Origin of the sequence: Streptococcus mitis (assembly GCF_002096855.1) — a bacterium.
Classification (GTDB): Bacteria; Bacillota; Bacilli; order Lactobacillales; family Streptococcaceae; genus Streptococcus; species Streptococcus mitis_Y.
In genome coordinates this window covers 330,080-352,952 of sequence record NZ_NCVH01000033.1, presented here as the reverse complement: position 1 = coordinate 352,952, position 22,873 = coordinate 330,080, and the positions used below count along the sequence as shown (strand labels likewise).

The window sequence follows — 22,873 nt, the reverse complement described above, 5'->3', positions numbered from 1 at the left end:
GATTTTTATCGCTCTGAATATCAAAAAAGAAAGGACGAAATTTGTCCTTTCTAGATATTAGCTTTTCTTCAACCCACTACAGTTGACAAAGAGCCTTGATTTAAAGCTTTTTGCTTATTCCAAATCTTCTGTAAAACCTCACCAAAACCAGCCTTCATTATCGTCAATGGCTTGAGCTTCTTTGCGTTTACGTGGGCCTGTTCCGTACATTTCTGCTTCGATTTCTTCCTTGGTTGGCATGATAGAAGCTAGGATGATATAGATAATCACGCCAAGTCCAAAGTTTGCGACTGTAAAAATGGCAAACAAGAAACGAACAAGAGTAACATCAAAGTTCCACTTGTCTGACAGACCTGCCAGAACTCCTGAAATCATGCGATTTCGTCTCATTTTATAAAATTTACTGTTCATGATATTTCCTCTTTCTGCTAGGTTAGACATAGTATAACACGGGTAGGCTTGGCTTTCATCAGTCCTCAGGCTGATTTATTAGTAGCAATTTACCTCGACAAAGTCCACAGCGATAGCGTTTAGTATCAATCCTTCGCTTGCGATGATAACTTTGCTGGCAGGATTGACAACGATAAAGTTTGAGTGGTTTAGAGTGGCTATTTGGCAAGGTTGGCACAAAGCGTAATCCATCCACTGCTTTCAACAGTTCCTTAAAATCCCGATCCTTGTGTTGATAGCCCTTCCCTTGAAAATAGAGGTGATAATGACAGAGTTCATGTCGGACAATTTTCCTAAAAACATCCAGACCTAGTTCCTGATAAACCTTGGGATTAAAATCCAAATGCCCATCTTTGGGGAAAAATCGCCCACCTGTCGAACGTAGACGCCTATTCCACTGAACATGATGGATAAAAGGTCTACCGAAGTCTTCTAGCGAAACCTGCTTAACGTAATCAGTCAGTTTCATTTGGAGCTAGGAGCGACAGATTGACTTTTTCACGTTCAGTATCAATTTTCTTGACCCAAACGGTCACCAAATCTCCAACTGCCACCACTTGGCTAGGATGTCTGATAAATTTGCGACTCATATGGGAAATATGAATCAAGCCGTCCTCGTGAATCCCGATATCAACGAAGGCACCGAAGTCAACGACATTACGCACCACACCCTCTAGCTTCTGACCAACCACTAAGTCTTTGATATCTAGGACATCTTGGCGAAGCACAGGTGCATCAAAGGAGTCACGGAAATCTCGACCTGGTTTGAGAAGGTCAGCAATGATATCTTTAAGGGTTTCAGGACCAAGGTCTAGCTCTTGCGCCATTTCCTTGACAGAAAGAGACTTAAGCTTATTTTGTGCTTCTTCGTTTAGGTCTTTAATATCTAAGCGTTTGAAGAGTTCCTTAACGGCAGCGTAATTTTCTGGGTGAACTCCAGTATTATCGAGGATATTGCTACTTTCAGGAATACGAAGGAAACCAGCAGCCTGTTCAAATGCTTTGGCTCCCAGACGAGGAACTTTCTTGATTTGGGCGCGTGAAGTGATTTTTCCTTCTTCCTCACGGTATTTGACGATATTTTCAGAGATGGTTTTATTGAGTCCAGCTACGTGTGAAAGAAGAGCTGGGCTGGCTGTATTGATGTTGACACCGACTTGGTTAACAACCGTATCCACGACAAAATCCAGACTTTCAGACAACTTCTTCTGGCTGACATCGTGCTGGTACTGACCAACGCCGATTGACTTAGGATCAATTTTGACCAATTCGGCAAGGGGATCTTGTAAACGACGGGCGATAGAAATAGCTGAGCGTTTTTCAACAGTCAAGTCTGGAAACTCCTGACGAGCTAGTTCGCTGGCAGAATAGACAGAAGCACCACTTTCATTTACGATAACATAGCTGACTTCAGGGAAATCTTTCAGAACTTCCGCCACAAAGGCTTCACTTTCACGACTGGCCGTTCCATTTCCGATAGCAATAATTTCTACACCGTATTGACCAATCAAGTCTGCCAGATTTTTCTTGGCTTCTTCGATTTGACGAGCAGAGGCTGGTTTGACAGGATAAATGACCTGAGTTGTCAGCATTTTTCCTGTTGCATCCACGACAGCTAGCTTGGAACCTGTACGAAAGGCAGGGTCAAATCCTAGAACCACGCGCCCTTTCAGTGGAGCAACCAAGAGGAGATTGCGTAGGTTGTCAGAAAAGAGTTGGATAGCTCCCTCTTCTGCCTTTTCAGTTAATTCTGTCCGAATACGGCGCTCGATAGCAGGCAAAACTTTTTTCTTAACGGATTGCTGAACCACTTCATCAATATAAGCATTTTTCACCTTGAAACGAGTAGCAAAGAAGGCAAGAATACGGTCCGTCGCATGTTCAAAACCGACCTTCAAGACACCTAGCTTCTCCCCACGATTGAGGGCCAAGGTACGATAACCCTGCATATTTCCAACTGTCTCTGAAAAATCATAATAAATCTGAAAAACCTGCTTTTCATCGAGACTTTCATCCTTGACTTGAGAAGTGAGTTTAGAGTGTCTCAGCACTTCCTGATAAGTCATAGCACGTAAATTGACATCCTCCGATAAGGCTTCGACCAAGATATCAACTGCACCAGCTAAGGCTTCCTTGCCAGTCGCAAATCCTTCACAGACGAACTTTTCAGCTTCCTTCTCTAAGTCAGTTACATTCTGCAAAATCAAGCGAGCAAGAGGAAAGAGTCCAGCTTCACGGGCAATGGTTGCCTTAGTCCGACGCTTTTCCTTGTAAGGAAGATAGAGTTCTTCAACGTCTGCTAATTTTTCGGCAGCTAAGATAGCTTCTTCCAATTCCTTGGTCAACTTGCCTTGTTCTTGAATCTTAGCTAAGACAGCTTCCTTACGGTCGTTGAGATTTGTCAGGCTTTTATCCAAGTCGATAATGGCCTTAATTGTCACCTCATCCAAACTACCAGTCATATCCTTGCGATAACGCGCAATAAAGGGAATAGTCGCCCCTTCAGCTGTCAAACTTAGAACAGTATCAATTTGCTTTAACGTCACTCCCAAATCCTGGGAGATTTTTTCATATTTTTTATCCATGAATCTATTATACCATAAGCTAAACGTTTCAAATTAGCTCTTACAGTATTTAAAAACAATATGTGGGGAATAGATTTATATTCTATAGTGCAATAACTTGTACTTAGAGAGCATTGCCACCTTTTTTTACCACTCCATGACATCAAAAGTATTTAATGGATCAGACATAATAGCCAGTTCTGGAAGATGTTCCTGACCTGGAATAACACATTGACTTTTTAAACTTTTATAATTAATTCCTTTCGTTTCACTCAAGGCACAACACAGAATGAAAAAGTGTTGTGCTCTTTATTTTGTTTTATAATAATAGCGAGAAAGCCTATCACTACTACAAATCACGGGGTGGTGAATAAGTGAGTGGTATAGTCACTACCTCGCATTTTTATAGGTGTCATTCTTTCCATCAAGCACAACTGACTGTGACTAGGAGCACGTAAACTTATAATTGAATAAGCGACTCGTTTGTGAAAGGAAAGGATAGCCAAGGGATCGGCAGACTCAAATTTGGTGAAAGGAGAGCCCTCGTGTTAAAAATTATTTATCCTAATTGTTGTGGTGAAGAATAGCATTTAGATTTCTATTTCTAATCGTCCAAAATGCGTGTTTTTGAAAAATAAAAAACCGCAAGACAGAGTCTGCGGTGGGGATAATCTATTTTGAAATTTTAAATAAAAAAGGAGCATTTAAGCCCCTCCTTTGAAATAACGGACATTTGGCTGGTCGGTGTACCCAGCATCTCAGATACCTTCTTCAAGGTGCGGCAGGAACCTTTCTGCCCTCAAATGTCTTTCGTTAATGTTATTCTAGCACTATCTATTTTTTTGTCAAGCTTTCTCAATCTACCCAGACTTAATACGACTTTGTAACTTGAAATCTTGTAAGCGATACATGGTCAGAACATAAAAGAAATCTCCACTTTTATGTAACTTGATGGAAACAAGAACATTATCATCAAATCTTTTTACATATTCGAAACTGGCGTCTTTCTCTCGTGGATTGACCCCGACGAAATCTGGGTTCCTTAGTATGAGTTCCAGGTCTTCAATATGATGAATCACATCATTGTGATGGCGTTTTATCATATGGCTTCTCAAACCGTCTTTGTTGACCTTTATGTCGCTCGCTTCAAGAACAATATCAAAAATTTCTTTTACTTCATCGGTAACCTGACCGATTGTTTCATGATCCATCATTTCCTCCGTTATTCCACAACTATTATATCACAATCATAGTGTATATCAGGATATATCAAGCTCTATTATTCGTTAGATACTCAATTTTAACTTTTCCCTTTTCCTTAAAATAATAGTATAATAGAGATAGAATTTAGAATCGAGGTGCACCTATGGCTGTAAAATTTACAAAAACTGATGACTTGGACAAGATGTTTGAGGAGTTTGCTAAACTCCCTGATTTGAAACAAGTCACTTTCCCTGATGACAAAGAGAAAAAAGCCAAAGCAGAAAAGAAAAACTAGATGACTGCTTTCCAACAACTCCCTTCTAGTGTGCTTCAGACTGGGGCTATTTTTCTCTCTATAATCATTGAAGCCCTACCCTTCGTTCTGATAGGAAGTATTGTTTCAGGGCTGATTGAGGTTTATATCACACCTGAAAAGGTTTATCATTTTCTCCCTCGAAATCGTTGGGGGAGAATCTTTTTTGGGACCTTTGTCGGGATGCTTTTCCCTTCTTGTGAATGTGGAATCGTCCCCATTATCAATCGTTTTCTGGAAAAAAAGGTTCCCAGTTACACAGCCGTTCCCTTTCTTGTGACAGCACCTGTTATCAATCCTATTGTTCTCTTTGCGACCTATTCTGCCTTTGGCAACTCCTTCCATATCGCCCTATTGCGAGCTCTGGGTTCCATCGTTGTGGCTGTGATACTTGGGATTTTTCTAGGATTTTTCTGGCAAGAACCGATTCAAAAAGAAGATCGGTTGGCTTGTCATGAGCATGATTTTTCTCACTTGAGCTCTGCAAAAAAAGTTTTTCAGGTCTTTGTGCAGGCCATTGATGAATTTTTTGATACGGGGCGTTATTTGGTATTTGGCTGTCTCTTTGCCTCTGTTATACAGGTCTATGTTCCGACACGGATTCTGACCTCTATCAGTGCAACCCCTCTTTTTGCCATCCTGCTCTTGATGATTTTAGCCTTTCTTCTTTCTCTCTGTAGTGAGGCTGATGCTTTTATCGGATCTTCTCTTCTCTCGAGTTTCGGCTTAGCACCAGTTTTGGCCTTTCTCGTAATTGGCCCAATGCTGGATATCAAAAATATTCTCATGATGAAAAATTACTTGAAAGCACGATTTATCAGTCAGTTCATTACGATTGTGACACTCGTTGTCTTAGTATATTCTCTCTTGATTGGAGTCGTCCTATGATTCGATTTTTAGTTTTAGCTGGCTATTTTGAATTGACTATTTATCTCCATCTGTCCGGCAAATTAAACCAGTACATCAACATGCACTATTCCTATCTGGCCTATATTTCCATGGTGCTTTCCTTTATCTTGGCAATCGTCCAGCTGTATATCTGGATGAAGCAAGTCAAAACCCACAGTCATCTGAATAGCCGATTATCTAAAGGAACTAGTATTGCTCTTCTTGCCATTCCAATTGTCGTCGGTTTAACTTTTCCAACTGTTAGCTTGGATTCTCAGACCGTTTCTGCCAAAGGCTATCAATTCCCCTTATCAGAAGGCACGGATCAAGCCATTCAGACAAGTGAAGGGACGACAAGCCAATATTTGAAACCAGATACCAGTTCTTATTTTTCAAAAACAGCCTATGAAAAGGAGATGCGAACTGCGGCGGATAAATACTTGTCCCAAGATAGTATTCAGATCACCAACGAAAACTATATGGAAGTCATGGAGGCTATCTACGACTATCCAGATGAGTTTGAGGGCAAGACAGTCCAGTTCACAGGATTTGTCTATAACGACCCCAGTCATGCCAATAGCCAATTTCTATTCCGCTTCGGCATTATCCATTGTATCGCAGATTCTGGTGTCTATGGATTGCTGACCAAGGGAAATACCCGTCAGTATGAGAATAATACCTGGATAACAGCCAAAGGAAAACTGGTCAATCACTATCATAAAGAACTCAAACAAAACCTCCCAACCTTGGAAATCGATAGTTTTACCAAAGTCGATAAACCAGAGAATCCCTATGTGTATCGCGTGTTTTAAAAAAGCAAGATAAAAACGAACAAGTTCTCTTCTGAATGACAGAAAAAGAGCCTGTTCGTTTTTTGTTATATGAGTAATAATGATTTGTAGATTTAAATTTTAAAACATTTTAAGTAATACAAGTAGCTCAATGAGTATAAGAAAACCACTCATTAATTAGACTAGCGATTTCTTTGGGTGCTTCAGTATAAAGCTCATGGCTAACGTTTTCTAGAAAAATAGTATCAAAATAGTCTGGCAATTCTTTTAGGGCGTCCTCTCTCCATGTAGCTTCATTAGGATAGCGAGGACTAATAAACAAGGTATCTCCCACTTCTCTCTTAAAAGCTTGGATTTTTCTTCGTAGACGGAGTATCGCTTCTATATTTTCATAATTTATAGCCAACTCATATCTATTATACTCTGCATTCCAGTGATAGGACTGTCTTACAGCTTCCTCCATATTTTCTGACCAATGCTTTGCTTCAGATTTTTCTTTAGAAATAAGAACATCTAAGTCCGAAACAACTTGAGATTCAATATAGTTTTTTGTTTCCTCTAATTCCACATCTAAAGGTAAAATCTTATCTAAATCTAGATAGCCACCATCCAAAAGAATCAGTTTTGTCACTTCATAAAATTCCGATGCAAGATAACGCGCCAAATCTCCTCCAAGAGAATGACCTATCAGACAGATAGAGTCTCCTTCTACAATCTCATTTTTAAACCATAATTTCAATTCTGTTTCATCTCGAAGATGCTTTTCATATGGACTTAGAAAATAAACCTGCGAATCTAGTTCTTGAAGAAAATCCTTGCTATGATAGATATTGCTTCCCAGACCGCCAATAAAATATTTTTTCATTCTCTACTTAATACTATGCTTATTCATCTTTTGTTCAAAGATAGTCGTGATAATCTGACGTAATTCTTCGCGTTCTTTTTCTGGAATTTCACCACTTGTTTGAGCTGCAGCGTAGAGTTCAGGGTGTTCAATTGAAATGCGTTTAATCGTACGTGTCGTAGCATGTTTTCTGACGAAAAATGGGATTCGCTTAATCAAGTCTTGTGGTACTAGCGCAAGAATCTTTTCAGCAGTTTCCTTGTCACTAATCTTAGACGTCGTAAGCCCCTTCTTAATCATTTCCTGTTCTTTTTCTGTAAAATCTTTTAATTCCATTCGGTCAGTCCTCCTATTTTCTTTAAGTTAAATTATATACCAATTGCAGCAAGACGACAAATAGTCTGCTTGTAAAATCTTCTCTATACTACAATTTTCCTGTCGCTCTTTAATGAAAAATCACAAATCCATTTGGAGAGATCACAAGCTGATTTTCCAATTCTTGGCAATTGCTTGCTAATGCTACGGTTTCCTTCTCTAAAAGATAATCATCTTTTGATTGGTTAAAGATTGCTTTGAAGATTTGGCCATTGTATTTCCATTCCAGAGCTACTAAATCTGGTTTGATTTCTTTTAGGCTATACTTGCCATGCTGAATGGTTGATGACGCATGTTTACGAATCTTGATTAGCTTCTTCATAAAGTTCAGCATATTATTGTCACTTGATACGCGTTCCCAAGGCATACAACGTCGACAATCTGGGTCTGGACCTCCGGTTAAAGATAACTCTGTTCCGTAATAGATGCAGGGTGTTCCTTTTTGTAAAAAGAGAAAGACTAGGGCTGATTTAACCAGTTGAACATCCTCATTTGCCGTCCACAGGATTCGCTCTGTATCATGCGAATCCAAGAGATTAAACATAACCTCTGAAATCTGTTGCTTGTAGTACATAGACTGGCCATTGATTTCATCGATGAACTGGTCTGTCTTCTTAAAACCTCGTAAGAAATACTCTTTGATACTATCAGATAAAGGATAATTCATGACCGCATGGAACTCATCGCCATTTAGCCAAGGCTGAGACGTATGCCAGACTTCTCCTAGGATATAAAGATCAGGCTTTTTAGCTAAAACTGCCTTACGAAAATCCTTCCAAAATTGATGGTCAATCTCATTAGCCACATCCAGACGCCAAGCATCGATATTAAACTCTTCAATCCAATAAGTCGCAACCTTTAAAAGATAGTCCTTGACCTCTGGATTAGCTGTATTTAGCTTAGGCATATAGTCCTCGAAACCAAAAGCGTGATAAGGTAGTTCCCTCTTATTAGCTATCTTTTCAGTAGTCACTGGGAATTGTTGAATATGGAACCAATCCTTATAAGCAGACTGTTCACCATTTTTGACAACATCTTGCCATTGAGGCGATTGCGAACCAATATGGTTAAATACAGCATCCAGCATGACTTTCATGCCACGCTGATGCGATTGCTCGACCAGCTCCCGAAATGTCTCCTTATCTCCAAAATGACGGTCAATTTCAAAATAATCTGTCGTATTGTACTTATGATTGCTCGTAGATTCAAAAATCGGACAAAGATAAAGTCCAGTAATGCCCAAGTCTTGCAAGTAATCCAGATGATCAATAATCCCCTGTAAATCACCACCAAAGAAATCATCACTCTGAGGTGTGATAGATGAATCCCAGTCTAATGTTCCTTCTGGGTTTAATCGAGCATTTCCATTGGCAAATCTCTCAGGAAATATCTGATACCATACCGTATTTGAAACCCAATCAGGAACCTTGCAGGCATCAATCTCATGAAGATAGGGCAACTTAAATCCATTTCCAATAGCATGAAGATTTTCTAGAGAATTGTCCACACACCCTTTATCACCATACAAAATACTTTGACCTTCTGTATCCGTGACTTCAAAGAGATACTGGATACGTGCAAAGTCAACGGACACTTCAACCTGCCAATAATCAAATAAGCCATCAGAAGTTATCTTGGACATTTCTTTTGTATCCTGATAAAACTCCTCCATAAAGATAAAAGTATCCCCATAATGCAAGTTGATGCTTTCAATATCCCCTTTCTTAGTTCGAATCCGAATATGAATCTTCTTATCCTTATAAAGATAGGCATACTCCGACTCAGTCCTATGGTAAATAGCACTTAATTCCATCAATTTGTCTCCTAAAGTTTTAATTCCAATTTTACGCAAACGTTTTCATAATTGTGATTCTAGTATACTACTTTCGTATTTTATTTTCAAGGCTTATCCGTAGATTCTAGTGGTTTGGTTCTATAAATAAAAAAGCAGCCAGTCTTACAACTTGCTACTTTTCAAATGATGATTAAAAAATATCTTTGCAACCACTCTATTTTTTTAAAATCCTTATTGTTATTGTGATCATTTCGATAGGAATCTTGGGAAGAAGCCTTGTAAATACTTAAAAACTGTTCCAAACTTGGAACGCGAAAAGTGATGTTTTCGAGATGAATCAGCTCTATATCCGATTCCGAAACTCCTGCAAAATCAGGTAAAGAATCGATACTTCCGAATTCAACACTCAGTCCATCTTTTTTGAATTCATGCTCATGAATATCTATTAAGTCATAGCCTAAGTGTTTCATCACTTTCATTATCTTGTCCCACTCATAAATTCTGAGATGATCAGGCGCTTCCCAACCTCTAGGATCACCAGGCACATGAATGTCAATGTCAGACGGCCTCCATTCTTCATTTGAACGGTATTCAAAACCCAAGGACCCCATGAGCGTCGGTGTGATTCCGATTTGGTTTAAATGAGAACAAATTGTTCGAAATTCATCAAATAGAGAATTCATTCCTCCTCCAATCGTTGATATAGAACTTAATTTCATTGTGAATAATAAACTAATTTTTACCTTTTACTCTTTCGGTTTTGAAAATACTTCTACTCGCTGAGCTAGGACCTTGATTTCTACAGGTAGGTTATCCGATTTATCGCCGTCAACGTCTGACTCCAATTCACTATCTGAAGAGATTTTAATATTGCGTGCTTTGATATATTCGATATTATCATTTGCGACAACATCGCCTTTCAATAAATCTGGAATGACGGATAATTTAGAGAATATTGAAGCATCTTTTAAAATCAAAATGTTGGCATAGCCGTCCTTGTTTTCTTCAAAGATTTTTTTGTCAGCGAAGTAATTTGTCAAGAGAACCAAAACATGACTCGCTTCACCAACATAATTTCCATTTTCTGTTTCAACCTTAATGTTAAAGACTTTATCCGTCATGACAGACTTCATGGTATTTACAGCATAGGCTAAAATACCGAATTTTGTCTTGTCCTCTATTTCAACATTGTGAATCGCCTCTGGAAGAGAGCCGATACTAAAGATATAACCAAAATAGTTATCATTTGCTTTACCGATATCAATCTTATTGGTTAAGTTAAAATCAAGTTCATCAATAGCGCCATCTATGTCTTGATTGATTTCCAACAGTTTTGTAATGAGATTACCCGTCCCACCAGGAATAATACCTAACTTAGGAACGTAGGTTCTCTCAGCAATACCCGAAATAACTTCATTGACAGTACCGTCTCCACCAAAAACAACTACTGCATCGTACTGTTCACGCGACGCTTCTTCAGCAAAATTTGTTGCATCCAACGCTTTTTCAGTAATTTTGGTTTCAACATATTCAAAGTATTTTTTTGCTTTATTCTCCAGCTTTTCTTTATAATCTAAAGCCTTCTCACCACCAGAGGTAGGGTTGATAATTAACATTGCTTTTTTCATTGATTTTCTCCTTAATATTCATAAAAAATGTTTATATTTCATCGTACGCAAGTAAATGTACTACCATTATACAATGAAAATACGGAAAAGAGAAATATGACGTACTGGAGATTGAAACGCTTTTATTTTATATCAACCTCATTATCCCATCGCCTGAGTACATCATTTATGGGTTCATCCAAATAAGAGTAGGCCTTTTCCTTTATCCAATCAGGAATACCATAAGCTGCCTCTGCTATGCTGCCAGTGATTGCAGCAAGTGTATCACTGTCGCCACCAAGTGAGATGGCATTTCTTATCGCATCTTCGAAGTCTCTACTTTCTAGAAATGCAATAATGGCCTGTGGTACGGTATCCTGGCACGTTTCATTGAAACGGTATGTAGGGCGGATTTCATCTAAAGTTTGAGATAGATTGTAGCCGTATTCCTGCTCAATATAATCCTTAATCCGTCTTTTACACTCTGTAGGATTGTCATTGATTGGTTGCTCATAATCTCCGCAATAACCTCCAAAGTAATAACGACACAGAAAGATAGCATCAGCTGTAGCCATTGCACCTTTGATACCTTCTGGATGATTATGAGTTACCTCTGCAGAAAGACTCGCAAATTCCCTAGATGATGGCCACATTCCGGTTCTCGCACAAAAACCACAGTCCATTGTCCAAGCACATGGAGAAACACGCATAGCCGAACCATTCCCAAAGCTATTATAAGGCTCACGGTTATCGCTGTTTAGCCATGCATTAAACCGAGCACCATAATCAGCATCAGGATACATTCTACCATATTTCTTCATAGCATCAATGAAGTCGTCTTTTTGTCCCCCATTCATAATCGCCTCTGCAACAGCACAGGTCATAACCGTGTCATCTGTAAAAAAGCAATCCTTCCGAAATAAAGGAAAGTCCTTCGTTTTGATATTGTTCCATTCGTAAACAGAACCGATAATATCTCCGATAATTGCTCCTAGCATAAGATTCCTCCTCGTGAACTATTGGTTTAGACTGATTTTTCTACTTCCCATACTCTTTTATTTTATCAGCATATTCAGTCAAAAGATTCTTTGAATAAATTTTTTCAGCTTTTGAATTTCTAACTTCTTTCCAAAGAATAGAAGCTACTTTTAACTTGTTTGAGTAGTTACGACTATTTTCGTCTACACAGAAATCCTTTAAAAATTGATTCCATTGACAAACCGAATGATCATACTTGGCATAATCTGAATTTCCATAATAGACTTTTAGCATATCTTGGATTGTAAAACTCAAATCATTTTCTCTTTTTACTTTTCTCCAAGCTGTAGCCATATCAGCAGTAAATTTAAATGGCGAAACATCTGTTAAAGTTGAGAAATATTCTCTAAAGTGTGCATTAAAGGAGAATCCACATTCAAGCAAGGGTGTGTCCAAGGTAACGACTTCTACTCGTTTCTTTTTATTTTTTATTGATGATTTTTTAATAAAATTCCCCTGAAAGTACTGCTCAATAATATGATTGAGTTCTTGTTTAGTACCTCTATATTCTAATCCTAATGACTTACATAGTTGTGAAAGTTCATCACGATACCAATAATATTTATTAAACTCATCAAATGATACGATTTTATCAAACTCAGGTCTGCTCTCTATCAATATAACACCTCCTTAAAACCAATTTAGGTTGTCATCTCAAAATAATGGAGTTTTAGTTTCTTTATTTTGAGGATTAGCTACGTTTCACTAACAAACTCACACACTCAACATGTGGTGCTAGCAAACTTCTATATTATAGAACTAAAGGGATAGAGTTGTTGTTTAAAATTAAACTTTAGAATGAAAGTATATACTGTCTTGTACCAAATGCCTATTTCAAATAAATGTGTAAAATGATTTATTACTACAATAGTTAATCATTTATTCCAATAACACTACATTCTGTAAAAACTAAAAACACAAAGTTACCAGTAGTACCTTTTCTCACTTAGATATTGTTCTTTTTGTTCTCTAGAATTTTCATGATTTCTATTTCCTAATAATTCATCTGTTGAAGAAACTATTGGGTCTATCCAGTCAGCTTTGGATCTAATCCAATCAATTTCTTCTTTGCTAAGCTTCCCCGCTATCTCCAGTTTATCAGCCATCAGTCTTAAATCATTTGCTGTTTGAAAATCTTCTAGTGTATTAAGAAGAGACATTGTCCGCTTCTTCTCTTCTTCGATTCTATTTTGTAATTTTCTTTTTCGCTCTTGTTCCTCTTCGTATAGTCTTGCTTTCTCTTCACGTTCAAGGCGTAAGTTCTTAACTTTATAATACTCTTGGTAAATTAAAACAATTATTTCTGGGATTGATTGTTCAATCGAGAATTCATTAGTATCTTTAATGTATTTACTATCTATTATCTTAAATCGAAATTTTCCATTTGGTATATAGTCATACTTCTTTATTCTTGGTTTATAAGCATATCCATTAAACTTAACGCTATCATTGTACTCTGCTAGTTCTTTAGCTTCTTCTTTTGTTAATTCATGACTTACTTTGTCTGTTGATTCTATAACTTCAACACTAACAATATCCTTTTCAATTTGAATATCCCAATTTGAAGTTACATTATCACCGATTCTTTCAATAACAGTAACTAGTGTATCTAAAAAGCGATATAAACGTGGAAGAGAATTTAGTGAAATATTTTTTACAAATTTAGGTTCTTTTAAATCATTATATCTGTGTCTAGAATCAAAGTAAGGATAGGAAGCAGCTTTTTCCCTCTTATTCCACTCTGCGATTTTATCTCTTAGATTAGCTACAGATTTATGTAATCTCTTATTTGGAGACTGGTTTAGGTTTGAAACTGCTTCAATAATACGCTCTATTTTATCGTCGTCTATAAATGATAATGAACTTCTTATACTAGTTGTATCAAGTTTAACAGTATCTTCGTTTTTATTCTCCGTACTATCTTCTTTATGTTTAGCAGCTTTAATTCTAATGTTCTTTAAACTTTTTCTATCAATATGAACCTCATTTATGTCATTTTGTGGTAATGGAACGATAAGTTCACTTAAGTCTTGTCCAGTATTCTTACGATACCAATAACTACCCTTTGGAATTGGGATTTCAAATTCTTTACATTTCTTGAGTAAGTCAGAATAACTTAAATCATATTTCAATGAGACTTGTTTCGCACTTATCTCCCAGATTTCTTCATAGAGTTCTTCTCTAGAAAAGGTCTTTATCATCTTCATTTGAAACACCTTTACCCTTATATTTTACATCACCATTTTTATATTTACCAAGCGAAAACGCAAATTCAAAAACTTCTAATTCTTCACTTCTGCATTTTCGCTTAATATAAAAAGTAAATCTTGTTTTAAACCGTTAAATTCCTCTATAATTTTATCTAAACTAGCTTCAATATTTTCAACACGGATCTCTGATAGCTTACCGTGATTGTATGAAATCATTCTTTCGGCAATAATATGATATGACCAACTCTCAGTGAAACGTCTGTCTCTTTCTTCGTTATGAATAGCAAAACCAATTGGAAGAAGATTATTTCTAAGACCTATCGCAACTGCTTGTGAACTTATACCTAAATAATCACCAGCAATTTTTAATGTGATTTTATTTAACTTTCTAATATCTTCGTCGGTATATTTCGGCATGTTAGTACTCCTTTGTTATAATTCAAAATGCAATAGTTTTCGAGCTGTCATAAAATGTGAATATCAATGCTCCTATGAACGATATCTATTATGTTCATCAGCTTTTAAATCATTATAAAATTCAGTTGATGATTTAATAATCATATCGATTGTTTCCATACTTCCTACTTTCCTAATCAAATTTCAAATATATAACGCTTTCATTATCTCCTTATTCTATTATATCATTATTCAAAGTAAAAAACTGTAACCTAGTAGTTACAGTTTTTTACAGATCTACTTCTGTTCCTTTTAGAAACTTATATTTTCATTTTCAGGCATAGTAAAGACATCGTTTTTTTCAAAATAAGGTTTTACCATTTCTTTCCATATAGCTTTATGAAAATTGATTGAGTTTAAAGGAGATAGGCCATAATTTTCCAATGCATAACCATCATTTACTTCAACAACAAATGTTCTTCCATCACGAGTAACACCTATTTCTAGCCCATAAGCTATAGGCGCATCTTTCCAACATGATATCACTTCATCAACTACACTAGGATCAAATTGTGCATGATATTCACCTGTATAGGGTCTAACATCTAATACTTGACCATCTAACACAAAACAACGCCATTCTGCTATGAATTCTACAACTTCACTAATATTATATCTATAACAGAAAATTTTTTCCTTATTACTTTTTGTTCAAAGATTCCAGTATTTCTCTATAACCTTCGTAGAAACGGTCTCTTGTAACTACCTCACCAGGATATTTTTTTTCAAGAAGTAAGAATATATCATTTGGATTAATTCCTTCATCTAAAAAATCTTGGTACAGTGGGCTACATAACCTCATTTCACCTTTACTTGAAAATTTTAAAAATGTTCCATATATTGGAATCATTGACAATAGATTGTATAGACTTTTTTTCATTGTTTTCCTTTTATCTAAGTTTATTAATTTAATCAAATATAACTAACCTATCATTACTGAAGTTATTAAAGGTAAGATTTACTTTTTCATAAACTTCCTGAGTTTCCTTATAAATCTTATCCGAAACATATGAAGCTCTCAATTCGGATTTCTCAATAAGCACCCACTTTAACTGAGAGTATGAATATTTTGCAAAAGTAATCCATTGTGCGTAATTTATTGTCATAGGATTTTTTGTAAAGTAGATTTTCCCTGCATTAGCAGATGCGGCTATAGAATGTCCAATAAATAGCATCGTATGTAATTTGGGGTGTTTCTCTCTATCCAACGAAAAAGGAATAGAATTTTTTATTGAATGTCCTTCGTTGATTTTCTTAAGGGCGTATCCAATTCTGATTATAACTTCAATAATCATTGTAGAAATAGCCATACTGCTAAAATGAATGAAATCATAGCCTTCGTAATACATTCCTTGTACTATTTCTGCTATTGTTTGATCCTCGTCACCAATTTTTCCAAACTGAAGCAAATTAAATAATCCCATCAATGGTGCAGGTAATCCCATTGATGTCGTAATATCAGATTTAAAATGAATTATCTGCTTCGCTATTGCTGCAAAAATATCACTTTCTTTTCTATCTGTGTAGTTCTCCATAAATTGAGAAACTATTTTCCCAGTTTTATCAATAGTAGTCATCTTACCATTTAGAATATCAGATACACCAATTACTAAACCAAGAAAGGGATCATGCCCAAGAGATAACAATCTATGATAATATGTAGATAGTCCATTAACATTTACTTTAGTATGACGATTATCTTGAGCATCAAAAGGGACTTTACTAACCTTTGAATTTGCCAACTTTTCCATTTCTTCTTCAGGAAATCGTTTATTAAACCAGTCTCTTACATAATTAGATAAAGGGCCACTTTTTAAACCATTCGGAGTTTTCTCAGGTATTCCAATTAAAAGAATATCAACAATCGCAGCTAATATACCAGCCCCTGCACAAATCGATATATCAATTTTATCAAGTTTATGAATGTTGTTAAAATCATCCTGCAATGATTGAATAACTGTCTTATTAAGTTCCAATTCTTCACTTGTGAAGAGTGCATCTAGTTCATTCATTGAACCAACTTCGCACTCCGCTTTTATTACTAAGTCTTCCCATTTAGGTACAACGATAGTTTGTTTTTTAGTTTCGGTATATATTATTGGTAAATCAGTCAGAGTATAGCCTAGCTCTCTCAATAATTTTTCACTTTCCTCTATACGTTCTTCTGCAATAGACATATCGGGTCTGTTTATTAAATCTAACTCTTTGATTTGATAAGTTAAAATATTATTGAATTTTTGTTCTTCATCAGAATAAATGAATTTACTCATTGTTAGTCCCCTAAATCGTTTTTCAAATCTTTAATTGCTTGAGTTAGGAGGATATTTAAACTCTGTAAATAATCTAGGCGTTCCTTATCAGCATCTGCCTCAGTTTTCAGAGCTTGTATAATAGCTTCATGTTTTTGCAATGCTTCTTTATATAACCGTTCTTTTTCCTGTTTAAGTTGTTTATTTTTTAGATTAGAAGCTAATAATATACCGCCTCCGGCTAATACAACTACTGGAGTAGCCATTACAAACACTCCAGCTACCATACCACCTCCAACGACACCACCAATAGCTGCAAGACCTGAAGTAATACCAGCCGCTGATAACCCTACAGTACCTAAACCATAAAGAGCTGCGAATGAACCTATCCCACCAATACCTGCCCCCAAGGCACCAGCTAACACTTCTGGAATTGGACTCTCTCTTATTGTACGTGTTTTATCATTAAGAGCTGCCGCTGCTTCATTAATTATGTTTACAACTTGTTGTAGTGATTCTACACTTTGAAATACTAGTTCTTTACTCATAAAAAATCCTCTTTATTTTATTATTTTAATTATACCATGTATAAATTGAAAAGCTGCAACATAAAAGTTACAGTCTAACAATATTTATCCCAAAACAGTGTAATGAATTATACCCTATCCTTTATCATTCACGAGAAATACTCACATATCAACATGATGCATCTACGGACCTCAAAAGGTTCAGTGAACTTTTTGAGGATTAACTGCGTTTCACTAACAAACTCACACACTCCACGTGATGTGTTTGCGGAAATAGATCCACCGGCTGTACTTTCTTCAATTCATATCCCAATTCTTGGTAGAGTTTGATATCACGCGCCATAGTAGCGACATTACATGAAATATAAGCGATACGGTCAACTCCTGTTTGGCTACTTGCCTTGATAAAGCTTTCGGTTAAGCCCTTGCGTGGAGGATCAACCAAGATAACGGTTGGTTGAATACCTTCCTTGAGCCAATTCTTCATTGCATTTTCAGCTGTGTCACAAACATAGTGGGCGTTTGAAATATTGTTCAGTTGAGCATTCTTCTTACTATTCTCTACTGCTTCTGGAATCACTTCAACACCATAGACTTCCTTGACGAGTTTCGAAACAGAGAGGCCAATCGTTCCGATACCAGAATAGGCATCAATAACCACATCATCTTCTTTTAATTCAGCAAAGTCAATGGCTGTTTGATAAAGTTTTTCAGCCATTTCAGTATTGACTTGATAAAAAGCAGGTCCAGCGATTTGGTAGTCATTTCCCAACATTTGGTCGGTAATATAGTCTTGACCATAAAGCGTACGCCATTCCTTACCAAAAATAGCATTAGTGTTCTGGTCATTAATATTTTGCATAACAGACACAATCTCTGGGAACTGCTTGATTAGTTGTTCAATCAATTGCTCCACTCGGAAAACTTTGGGACGAGTTGTTACCAAAATAACCATAATTTGACCTGAATAATGTCCGCGACGCACCACAAGATTACGAATCAAGCCAGATTGTTCCTTTTCATCATAAGGTTTCAGGTCATAACGGCGGAGCAAATCACGTAGGGCTACTACTACCTCATCAATCACAGGATCTTGGATAAAGAAATCTTCTAGAGGCATGAGGTCATGGGAATTCTTACGGAAAAATCCTGTTTCCAAGACACCATTAACACGACGAACAGGCACCTGCGCCTTGTTGCGGTACTTGACTGGATTTTCCATACCTAAAGTTTCAGCAACTTCTACATTTGCAATTCCAGCAATCTTGTAGAGGCTGTCCTTGACTTGCTTGGTTTTAAACTTAAGCTGTTCTGGATAGGCAAGATGACCTAAATCCGCGATTCCTGAACGCAGGTAAGCCAAATCTAGATCTTGATTACGGTGTGGCGACTGGACAAGGTATTCTTCCACTTTTCCAAAACCAATCTTTTTATTGACCTTGAGAACTCGCATGAGAATTTTTTCACTCGGTAAAGCATTCTCAACAAAAAAGACCAAACCATCTACCTTGGCAACTCCTGCACCTTCATGAGTCAAGTCAACAATTTCAACTTCTACAATATCATTTTTCTTTAACATTCTCTTCTCTTTCTATTGGCCGACAAAAAAGACGGCAACGTTACGGTTACCATCTATTATACCATGAAATTTCTTAAGAACCAAAACTCTTGAAGAAGTTGACAATGGCTTGCCAGAGGGAGCTTAGGAAATTACCGCCGTCCTCTAGCGCCTTATCAGCATCAAAGTTAAGGTTAATATTTTTAAAACTGTCGCCAGCTTGTGAAACAATACTTTGTTTAAGGTCATTCAGGGTTTTAGTGAAGTCTGCATTGCTGAGGATATCACTCTTTGATAGATTCAAAGCAAAATTGATGATGATATTGATCTGGTTTCCTGTTATAACCTGATCAAGTTTGTAATTTTTTAAAGTATCTTCAACGATCTTGCGGACATCTTCCTCTGTCAGATTTCCCTTGCTTTCTTTAGCTTTGGCGAGTCCTGACTTGATATCGGCTAGGGCAACGTTTAATTTATTAGCATCATAGCCTGATTTGTCCTTGTTTTCAGCATTGATATCGGACAAAGCCTTTAGCTCTTCTTGAGCTAAGTCCTTATTGGCTTGTGGAACCTTGGCTCCATTAGCTTCCAGCGAATAGTAAATCCCTGCTAAGGCACTCTCACCTGTAACTGGAATGGGTGCTGCTACAGTGATTTTGGCGTGCTCGACACCCAAAGTTACGGCCGCATTGCGGTACATATCCTGCGTCACCTTAGTAATGTTTTCTGGTGTTTCAATCTTGACCTCAAGTGGTGATTTGTCACCTAGTTTTTGAATCTTGGCTGATGAATACAATTGTAAGCTAGAGTCATTGGCAACATTCATGATTTTAGAATAGATGTCAGGTGTCATAGTCTTGAGTTCTTTGGTGTCTGATGAGACATTGTAGCCTAGTTTTTTTAGAGTTTGATTTTTTTGATCTTCAGACAATGATGAACCTAGGACATATTCAGGTTGAACATAGGTTTCATCGATGACTTTTTGAACATCTGTTGCTGCATGGACGCTATTCATAGCTGTTACTGCCCACAAGACCGCAGCACTGGTTAGAAAGAGTTTCTTTCTCATAGGGAATTTCCTCCTTTACCTTTCTAGAGTAATATATCTATCTTAAAGAAAACTTATAACAAAAACACCTGGGCTAGCCAGATGTCGAAAGGAGAGTGAAACATTTGATGATGTAAAGGTTGAGTTGTACCTGTCTAGAATAGTAATAGTTTCCTCCATTTACATAGAGTTCGGCTCCATGGAAAATGGAAATGGGGTGAATATAACTATAAGTCTTTCCAGTGGTATTACCAAGCAAGGGAGCAACAGTATCACGAGAGTACTGTTTGGCCAGAGCTAAGGTGTTTTCCTTGCCATTTTGGGCGATAAAATCTATATAGGCAGGTCCAAAATTGTAGGCTTGAACAGCCGTCCAGACATCTACCCCCTTCTTCTGGGCCAGATAGAGATTGTCTGTCAGAGTTTGAACGCCTTGCCGAATGCTAGAGGCATTATCATTGATGGTATTGGTAGCGCCACTAGCAGACTCACTAGACTGCATAACATCGCCTTCTTTTCCTTTTGTTTCGGTATAAATCATAGCGAGCACAAGCTCTTCGTTTGCTGGGGTGTCTCTTTCACTCAAGATTTCTCGCACCATGGGTTGATAGGTCATGACTTGCTTGACATCTTGGTGAACGCGGTAAGCTTTATATCCAGCAAAAAGGAAGACTGCTAGTACAAGCACTCTTCGAATTCGTTTAAACATTATTTACTTTGGATATCCTCGATATTTTTGATTAAGATAGAGTAGGTTCCATTGTCGTTTTGGATAAACTCAACAGACTCGGCGTCTTGATAGACGTTATTGGGAACGATAAGCTCAATTCCATTTGACAAGGAAAGTTTTTGGTTTTCAAATTTTTTAAGCTGACGACTGGCATCAATTTCATCAAATTGAACAGGCTCTGGTACGGCTTCCTTGACTTGATCAATAAAGCTCAAACGAGCCGTCAGATTATTGTCAAAAAGGTCGTTGGCCAATTTCTCTGGCGACAGTTCATTGCTTTCTTCTAAGTTGTTGAAAATCGCTGATTTTACTTTAGATTGAAATTGAAAATCATCTGTATTAAAAGATTCGGCAATTCTCTGGGCTGTCTTTTCCAGTTCTTTGATAGATTTCTTAGGAGAAATCTTAGGAGCGACAGCAAGAAGATTGTCTGAAAAGTAGTTCAAAAAAGTTCCATTGTACTTAATTCGTTTCTCGATCAGGTGGTACTTGCGACTCTGAAGATTAACCACCAAGGCTTCGTCGGCACTCGTTCCAAATCCAGGCAAGTTATTCTGAGTTAGCTTGATTGGATTATCAACTTCTCCACCAAGGTGGGTCAAGGTCTCCCTCAGGGCAATTCTCAAGAAAGCGAAATGTTCTACACCTTCTTTAGAAAATTGCACAAAAATCAAGTCATTGGTCTTGAGATTTTCGGAAATGCTGAACTCCTCTTTCCAGAGATTAGCCAGCGTTACTGATGTCTCCAACAAATCGTCTGTGATATGATTGAAGAAGGGATTTTCTTCCTCGAAAATCCCAGTCTTGGCTTCATCTGAATACACACGTTCAATTTTTTTCCGCAGGTATTCTTCGATTTTTGGAGTAATATTGAGAAACTTATCCGCTAGGAACAGCTCGGTATCATCCGGACTGAACTGATGAATAATAGCTTTCTTAATATAAATGTCCATAAAAGTTTTAGTCCTCGTATAATGGGAAAGCATCTGTTAATTCTTTAACTAAACTTCTCACTTCTTCTAAGACAGCTTCATTTTCTGCATTCTTAAGGGTTTTAATGATGAGCTCAGCCACTTTGCGACTTTCTTCTTCACCAAATCCACGTGCAGTAATGGCTGCTGCTCCGATACGAATACCACTTGTCTTGAATGGTGACAATCTTTCGTAAGGGATTGAGTTTTTATTTAGGGTAATATTGACTTCATCTAGCAAGTTTTGAGCAACTTTACCGTTTTCTACAACTTTAGTCACATCCACTAGGAAGAGGTGGTTTTCAGTTCCTCCAGAAATGATACGAAAATCAGGGTCTTGCAAGAAGACATCTGCCATAGTCTTGCTGTTCTTGATAACATTGGCAGCATATTCCTTGAAGGCTGGATCCAAAACTTCTTTGAAAGAAACAGCCTTAGCTGCCACAACATGCTCCAAAGGACCACCCTGAATACCTGGGAAAATAGCTGAATTAATTTTCTTAGCTAAGTCTTCATCATTGGTCAAAATCAAACCACCACGTGGGCCACGAAGAGTTTTGTGGGTCGTTGTTGTAGTGATATGAGCGTATGGCACTGGGCTTGGGTGAAAACCAGCTGCAACCAAACCAGCGATATGGGCCATATCCACCATAAGCTTAGCCCCAACAGCATCTGCGATTTCACGGAATTTTGAGAAGTCGATAATTTGAGAATAGGCTGAAGCACCTGCTACAATCAGTTTTGGTTTTACTTCTTGGGCTTGTTTCAAGATAGCATCAAAATCCAAGAGTTCCGTTTCAGGATCAACACTATAAGAAACAAAGTTGTAGGTTTGACCTGAGAAGCTAACAGGAGCCCCATGAGTCAAGTGACCACCTGCAGCCAAATCCATTCCCATAACCGTATCGCCAGGCTCAATCAAGGCCATGTAAGCTGCACAGTTGGCTTGGCTTCCTGAGTGTGGTTGGACATTGGCAAATTTTGCACCGAAAATTTCTTTTGCGCGTTCAATGGCTAGAGATTCCACCACGTCTACTACATCTGTTCCACCATAATAACGGCGTCCTGGGTAACCTTCAGCGTATTTATTCGTCAAGATAGACCCTTGAGCTGCCATAACTGCCTTGGAAACTACGTTTTCCGAAGCAATCAACTCAATGTTGTTTTGTTGGCGTTCCTCTTCTTTGGCAATAGCATTCCAGAGATCAGCATCATATGCTTTAAAATCGTCTTTGTCAAAAATCATAGGTCTTCTC

General features: G+C 37.4%; 24 protein-coding genes and 2 pseudogenes. 3 read left to right on the top strand and 23 right to left on the bottom strand.

Annotation, left to right across the window (positions count from 1 at the left end; all coding sequences use genetic code 11):
• Positions 1 to 138: 138 nt before the first annotated feature.
• From B7698_RS09985 to B7698_RS09965, 5 genes and pseudogenes are all read right to left on the bottom strand, one after another.
• Complete coding sequence (locus B7698_RS09985; RefSeq protein WP_001085044.1) at positions 139 to 411, bottom strand: PspC domain-containing protein; 273 nt, start codon at positions 409 to 411, stop codon at positions 139 to 141.
• 58 nt (positions 412 to 469) lie between these two features.
• Entirely contained in the window at positions 470 to 919 is a 450-nt protein-coding gene (locus B7698_RS09980) for a SprT family protein (RefSeq protein ID WP_084865622.1), read from the bottom strand.
• A complete protein-coding gene (locus tag B7698_RS09975) occupies positions 906 to 3,035 on the bottom strand; it encodes a Tex family protein (protein WP_084865620.1) in 2,130 nt (709 codons plus the stop codon). The genes B7698_RS09980 and B7698_RS09975 overlap by 14 nt, the downstream gene beginning before the upstream one ends.
• A gap of 103 nt (positions 3,036 to 3,138) precedes the next feature.
• Positions 3,139 to 3,266: pseudogene (locus tag B7698_RS10520) on the bottom strand (DUF1919 domain-containing protein); the annotation flags it as partial.
• Between the two features lie 608 nt (positions 3,267 to 3,874).
• Positions 3,875 to 4,225 (bottom strand): PBECR3 domain-containing polyvalent protein, encoded by a 351-nt coding sequence (locus B7698_RS09965; RefSeq protein ID WP_000349514.1) that lies wholly within the window; start codon positions 4,223 to 4,225, stop codon positions 3,875 to 3,877.
• Between the two features lie 155 nt (positions 4,226 to 4,380).
• Here B7698_RS09965 and B7698_RS10435 point away from each other — a divergent pair, with 155 nt between their 5' ends.
• The 3 genes from B7698_RS10435 to B7698_RS09950 are packed head-to-tail and all read left to right on the top strand — an operon-like array spanning position 4,381 to position 6,230.
• The gene (locus tag B7698_RS10435; protein ID WP_004234728.1) at positions 4,381 to 4,512 is read left to right on the top strand and encodes an SPJ_0845 family protein; all 132 of its coding nucleotides are present in this window, start codon (positions 4,381 to 4,383) and stop codon (positions 4,510 to 4,512) included.
• Complete coding sequence (locus B7698_RS09955; RefSeq protein ID WP_000123630.1) at positions 4,513 to 5,418, top strand: permease; 906 nt, start codon at positions 4,513 to 4,515, stop codon at positions 5,416 to 5,418.
• Positions 5,415 to 6,230, top strand: a complete 816-nt coding sequence (locus B7698_RS09950; RefSeq protein ID WP_045611789.1) for a TIGR03943 family putative permease subunit — start codon at positions 5,415 to 5,417, stop codon at positions 6,228 to 6,230. Before B7698_RS09955 ends, B7698_RS09950 begins: the two co-directional genes overlap by 4 nt.
• Before the next feature lie 127 nt (positions 6,231 to 6,357).
• Here B7698_RS09950 and B7698_RS09945 read toward each other — a convergent pair whose 3' ends face one another.
• The 18 genes and pseudogenes from B7698_RS09945 to glyA all read right to left on the bottom strand — a co-directional run bounded on the left by B7698_RS09945 (position 6,358) and on the right by glyA (position 22,863).
• Positions 6,358 to 7,074: an alpha/beta hydrolase gene (locus tag B7698_RS09945; protein WP_084865618.1), complete on the bottom strand. Its 717-nt coding sequence runs from the start codon at positions 7,072 to 7,074 to the stop codon at positions 6,358 to 6,360.
• Positions 7,075 to 7,077: 3 nt separating this feature from the next.
• Positions 7,078 to 7,389: a hypothetical protein gene (locus B7698_RS09940; RefSeq protein WP_000420556.1), complete on the bottom strand. Its 312-nt coding sequence runs from the start codon at positions 7,387 to 7,389 to the stop codon at positions 7,078 to 7,080.
• Positions 7,390 to 7,498: 109 nt separating this feature from the next.
• Positions 7,499 to 9,241, bottom strand: a complete 1,743-nt coding sequence (locus tag B7698_RS09935) for a glycoside hydrolase family 13 protein (protein ID WP_084865616.1) — start codon at positions 9,239 to 9,241, stop codon at positions 7,499 to 7,501.
• Between the two features lie 161 nt (positions 9,242 to 9,402).
• On the bottom strand, positions 9,403 to 9,906 hold the full coding sequence (locus tag B7698_RS09930) for a phosphoribosylanthranilate isomerase (RefSeq protein WP_084865614.1): 504 nt from the start codon (positions 9,904 to 9,906) through the stop codon (positions 9,403 to 9,405).
• A 63-nt stretch (positions 9,907 to 9,969) separates the two neighbouring features.
• Positions 9,970 to 10,851 (bottom strand): diacylglycerol/lipid kinase family protein, encoded by an 882-nt coding sequence (locus B7698_RS09925; protein WP_084865612.1) that lies wholly within the window; start codon positions 10,849 to 10,851, stop codon positions 9,970 to 9,972.
• A gap of 122 nt (positions 10,852 to 10,973) precedes the next feature.
• The gene (locus tag B7698_RS09920; protein WP_024058056.1) at positions 10,974 to 11,828 is read right to left on the bottom strand and encodes an ADP-ribosylglycohydrolase family protein; all 855 of its coding nucleotides are present in this window, start codon (positions 11,826 to 11,828) and stop codon (positions 10,974 to 10,976) included.
• 40 nt (positions 11,829 to 11,868) lie between these two features.
• Positions 11,869 to 12,486, bottom strand: a complete 618-nt coding sequence (locus tag B7698_RS09915; protein WP_000573124.1) for an SAP domain-containing protein — start codon at positions 12,484 to 12,486, stop codon at positions 11,869 to 11,871.
• A 305-nt stretch (positions 12,487 to 12,791) separates the two neighbouring features.
• Positions 12,792 to 14,075 carry a cellulose synthase gene (locus B7698_RS09910; protein WP_084865610.1) on the bottom strand — a complete coding sequence of 428 codons (1,284 nt, stop codon included), beginning with the start codon at positions 14,073 to 14,075 and terminating at the stop codon, positions 12,792 to 12,794.
• 75 nt (positions 14,076 to 14,150) lie between these two features.
• Positions 14,151 to 14,495, bottom strand: coding sequence for a hypothetical protein (locus tag B7698_RS09905; RefSeq protein ID WP_045606823.1), 345 nt, complete (start codon positions 14,493 to 14,495; stop codon positions 14,151 to 14,153).
• Positions 14,496 to 14,786: 291 nt separating this feature from the next.
• Positions 14,787 to 15,161: pseudogene (locus tag B7698_RS09900) on the bottom strand (ATP-grasp domain-containing protein); the annotation flags it as partial.
• A gap of 13 nt (positions 15,162 to 15,174) precedes the next feature.
• Complete coding sequence (locus B7698_RS09895) at positions 15,175 to 15,414, bottom strand: hypothetical protein (RefSeq protein ID WP_084865607.1); 240 nt, start codon at positions 15,412 to 15,414, stop codon at positions 15,175 to 15,177.
• 28 nt (positions 15,415 to 15,442) lie between these two features.
• Positions 15,443 to 16,804: a hypothetical protein gene (locus tag B7698_RS09890; RefSeq protein ID WP_084865605.1), complete on the bottom strand. Its 1,362-nt coding sequence runs from the start codon at positions 16,802 to 16,804 to the stop codon at positions 15,443 to 15,445.
• A 2-nt stretch (positions 16,805 to 16,806) separates the two neighbouring features.
• Positions 16,807 to 17,331: a hypothetical protein gene (locus B7698_RS09885; protein WP_084865603.1), complete on the bottom strand. Its 525-nt coding sequence runs from the start codon at positions 17,329 to 17,331 to the stop codon at positions 16,807 to 16,809.
• Between the two features lie 199 nt (positions 17,332 to 17,530).
• Positions 17,531 to 18,889, bottom strand: coding sequence for a 23S rRNA (uracil(1939)-C(5))-methyltransferase RlmD (rlmD, locus tag B7698_RS09880; protein ID WP_084865601.1), 1,359 nt, complete (start codon positions 18,887 to 18,889; stop codon positions 17,531 to 17,533).
• 73 nt (positions 18,890 to 18,962) lie between these two features.
• Positions 18,963 to 19,937: a DUF1002 domain-containing protein gene (locus tag B7698_RS09875; RefSeq protein WP_084865600.1), complete on the bottom strand. Its 975-nt coding sequence runs from the start codon at positions 19,935 to 19,937 to the stop codon at positions 18,963 to 18,965.
• 73 nt (positions 19,938 to 20,010) lie between these two features.
• Complete coding sequence (gene pmp23 / locus B7698_RS09870) at positions 20,011 to 20,625, bottom strand: cell wall hydrolase Pmp23 (protein WP_084865599.1); 615 nt, start codon at positions 20,623 to 20,625, stop codon at positions 20,011 to 20,013.
• A complete protein-coding gene (locus tag B7698_RS09865) occupies positions 20,625 to 21,599 on the bottom strand; it encodes a nucleoid-associated protein (RefSeq protein WP_024057337.1) in 975 nt (324 codons plus the stop codon). The genes pmp23 and B7698_RS09865 overlap by 1 nt, the downstream gene beginning before the upstream one ends.
• Positions 21,600 to 21,606: 7 nt before the next feature.
• The gene (gene glyA / locus B7698_RS09860) at positions 21,607 to 22,863 is read right to left on the bottom strand and encodes a serine hydroxymethyltransferase (RefSeq protein ID WP_084865596.1); all 1,257 of its coding nucleotides are present in this window, start codon (positions 22,861 to 22,863) and stop codon (positions 21,607 to 21,609) included.
• Between the last annotated feature and the right edge of the window lie 10 nt (positions 22,864 to 22,873).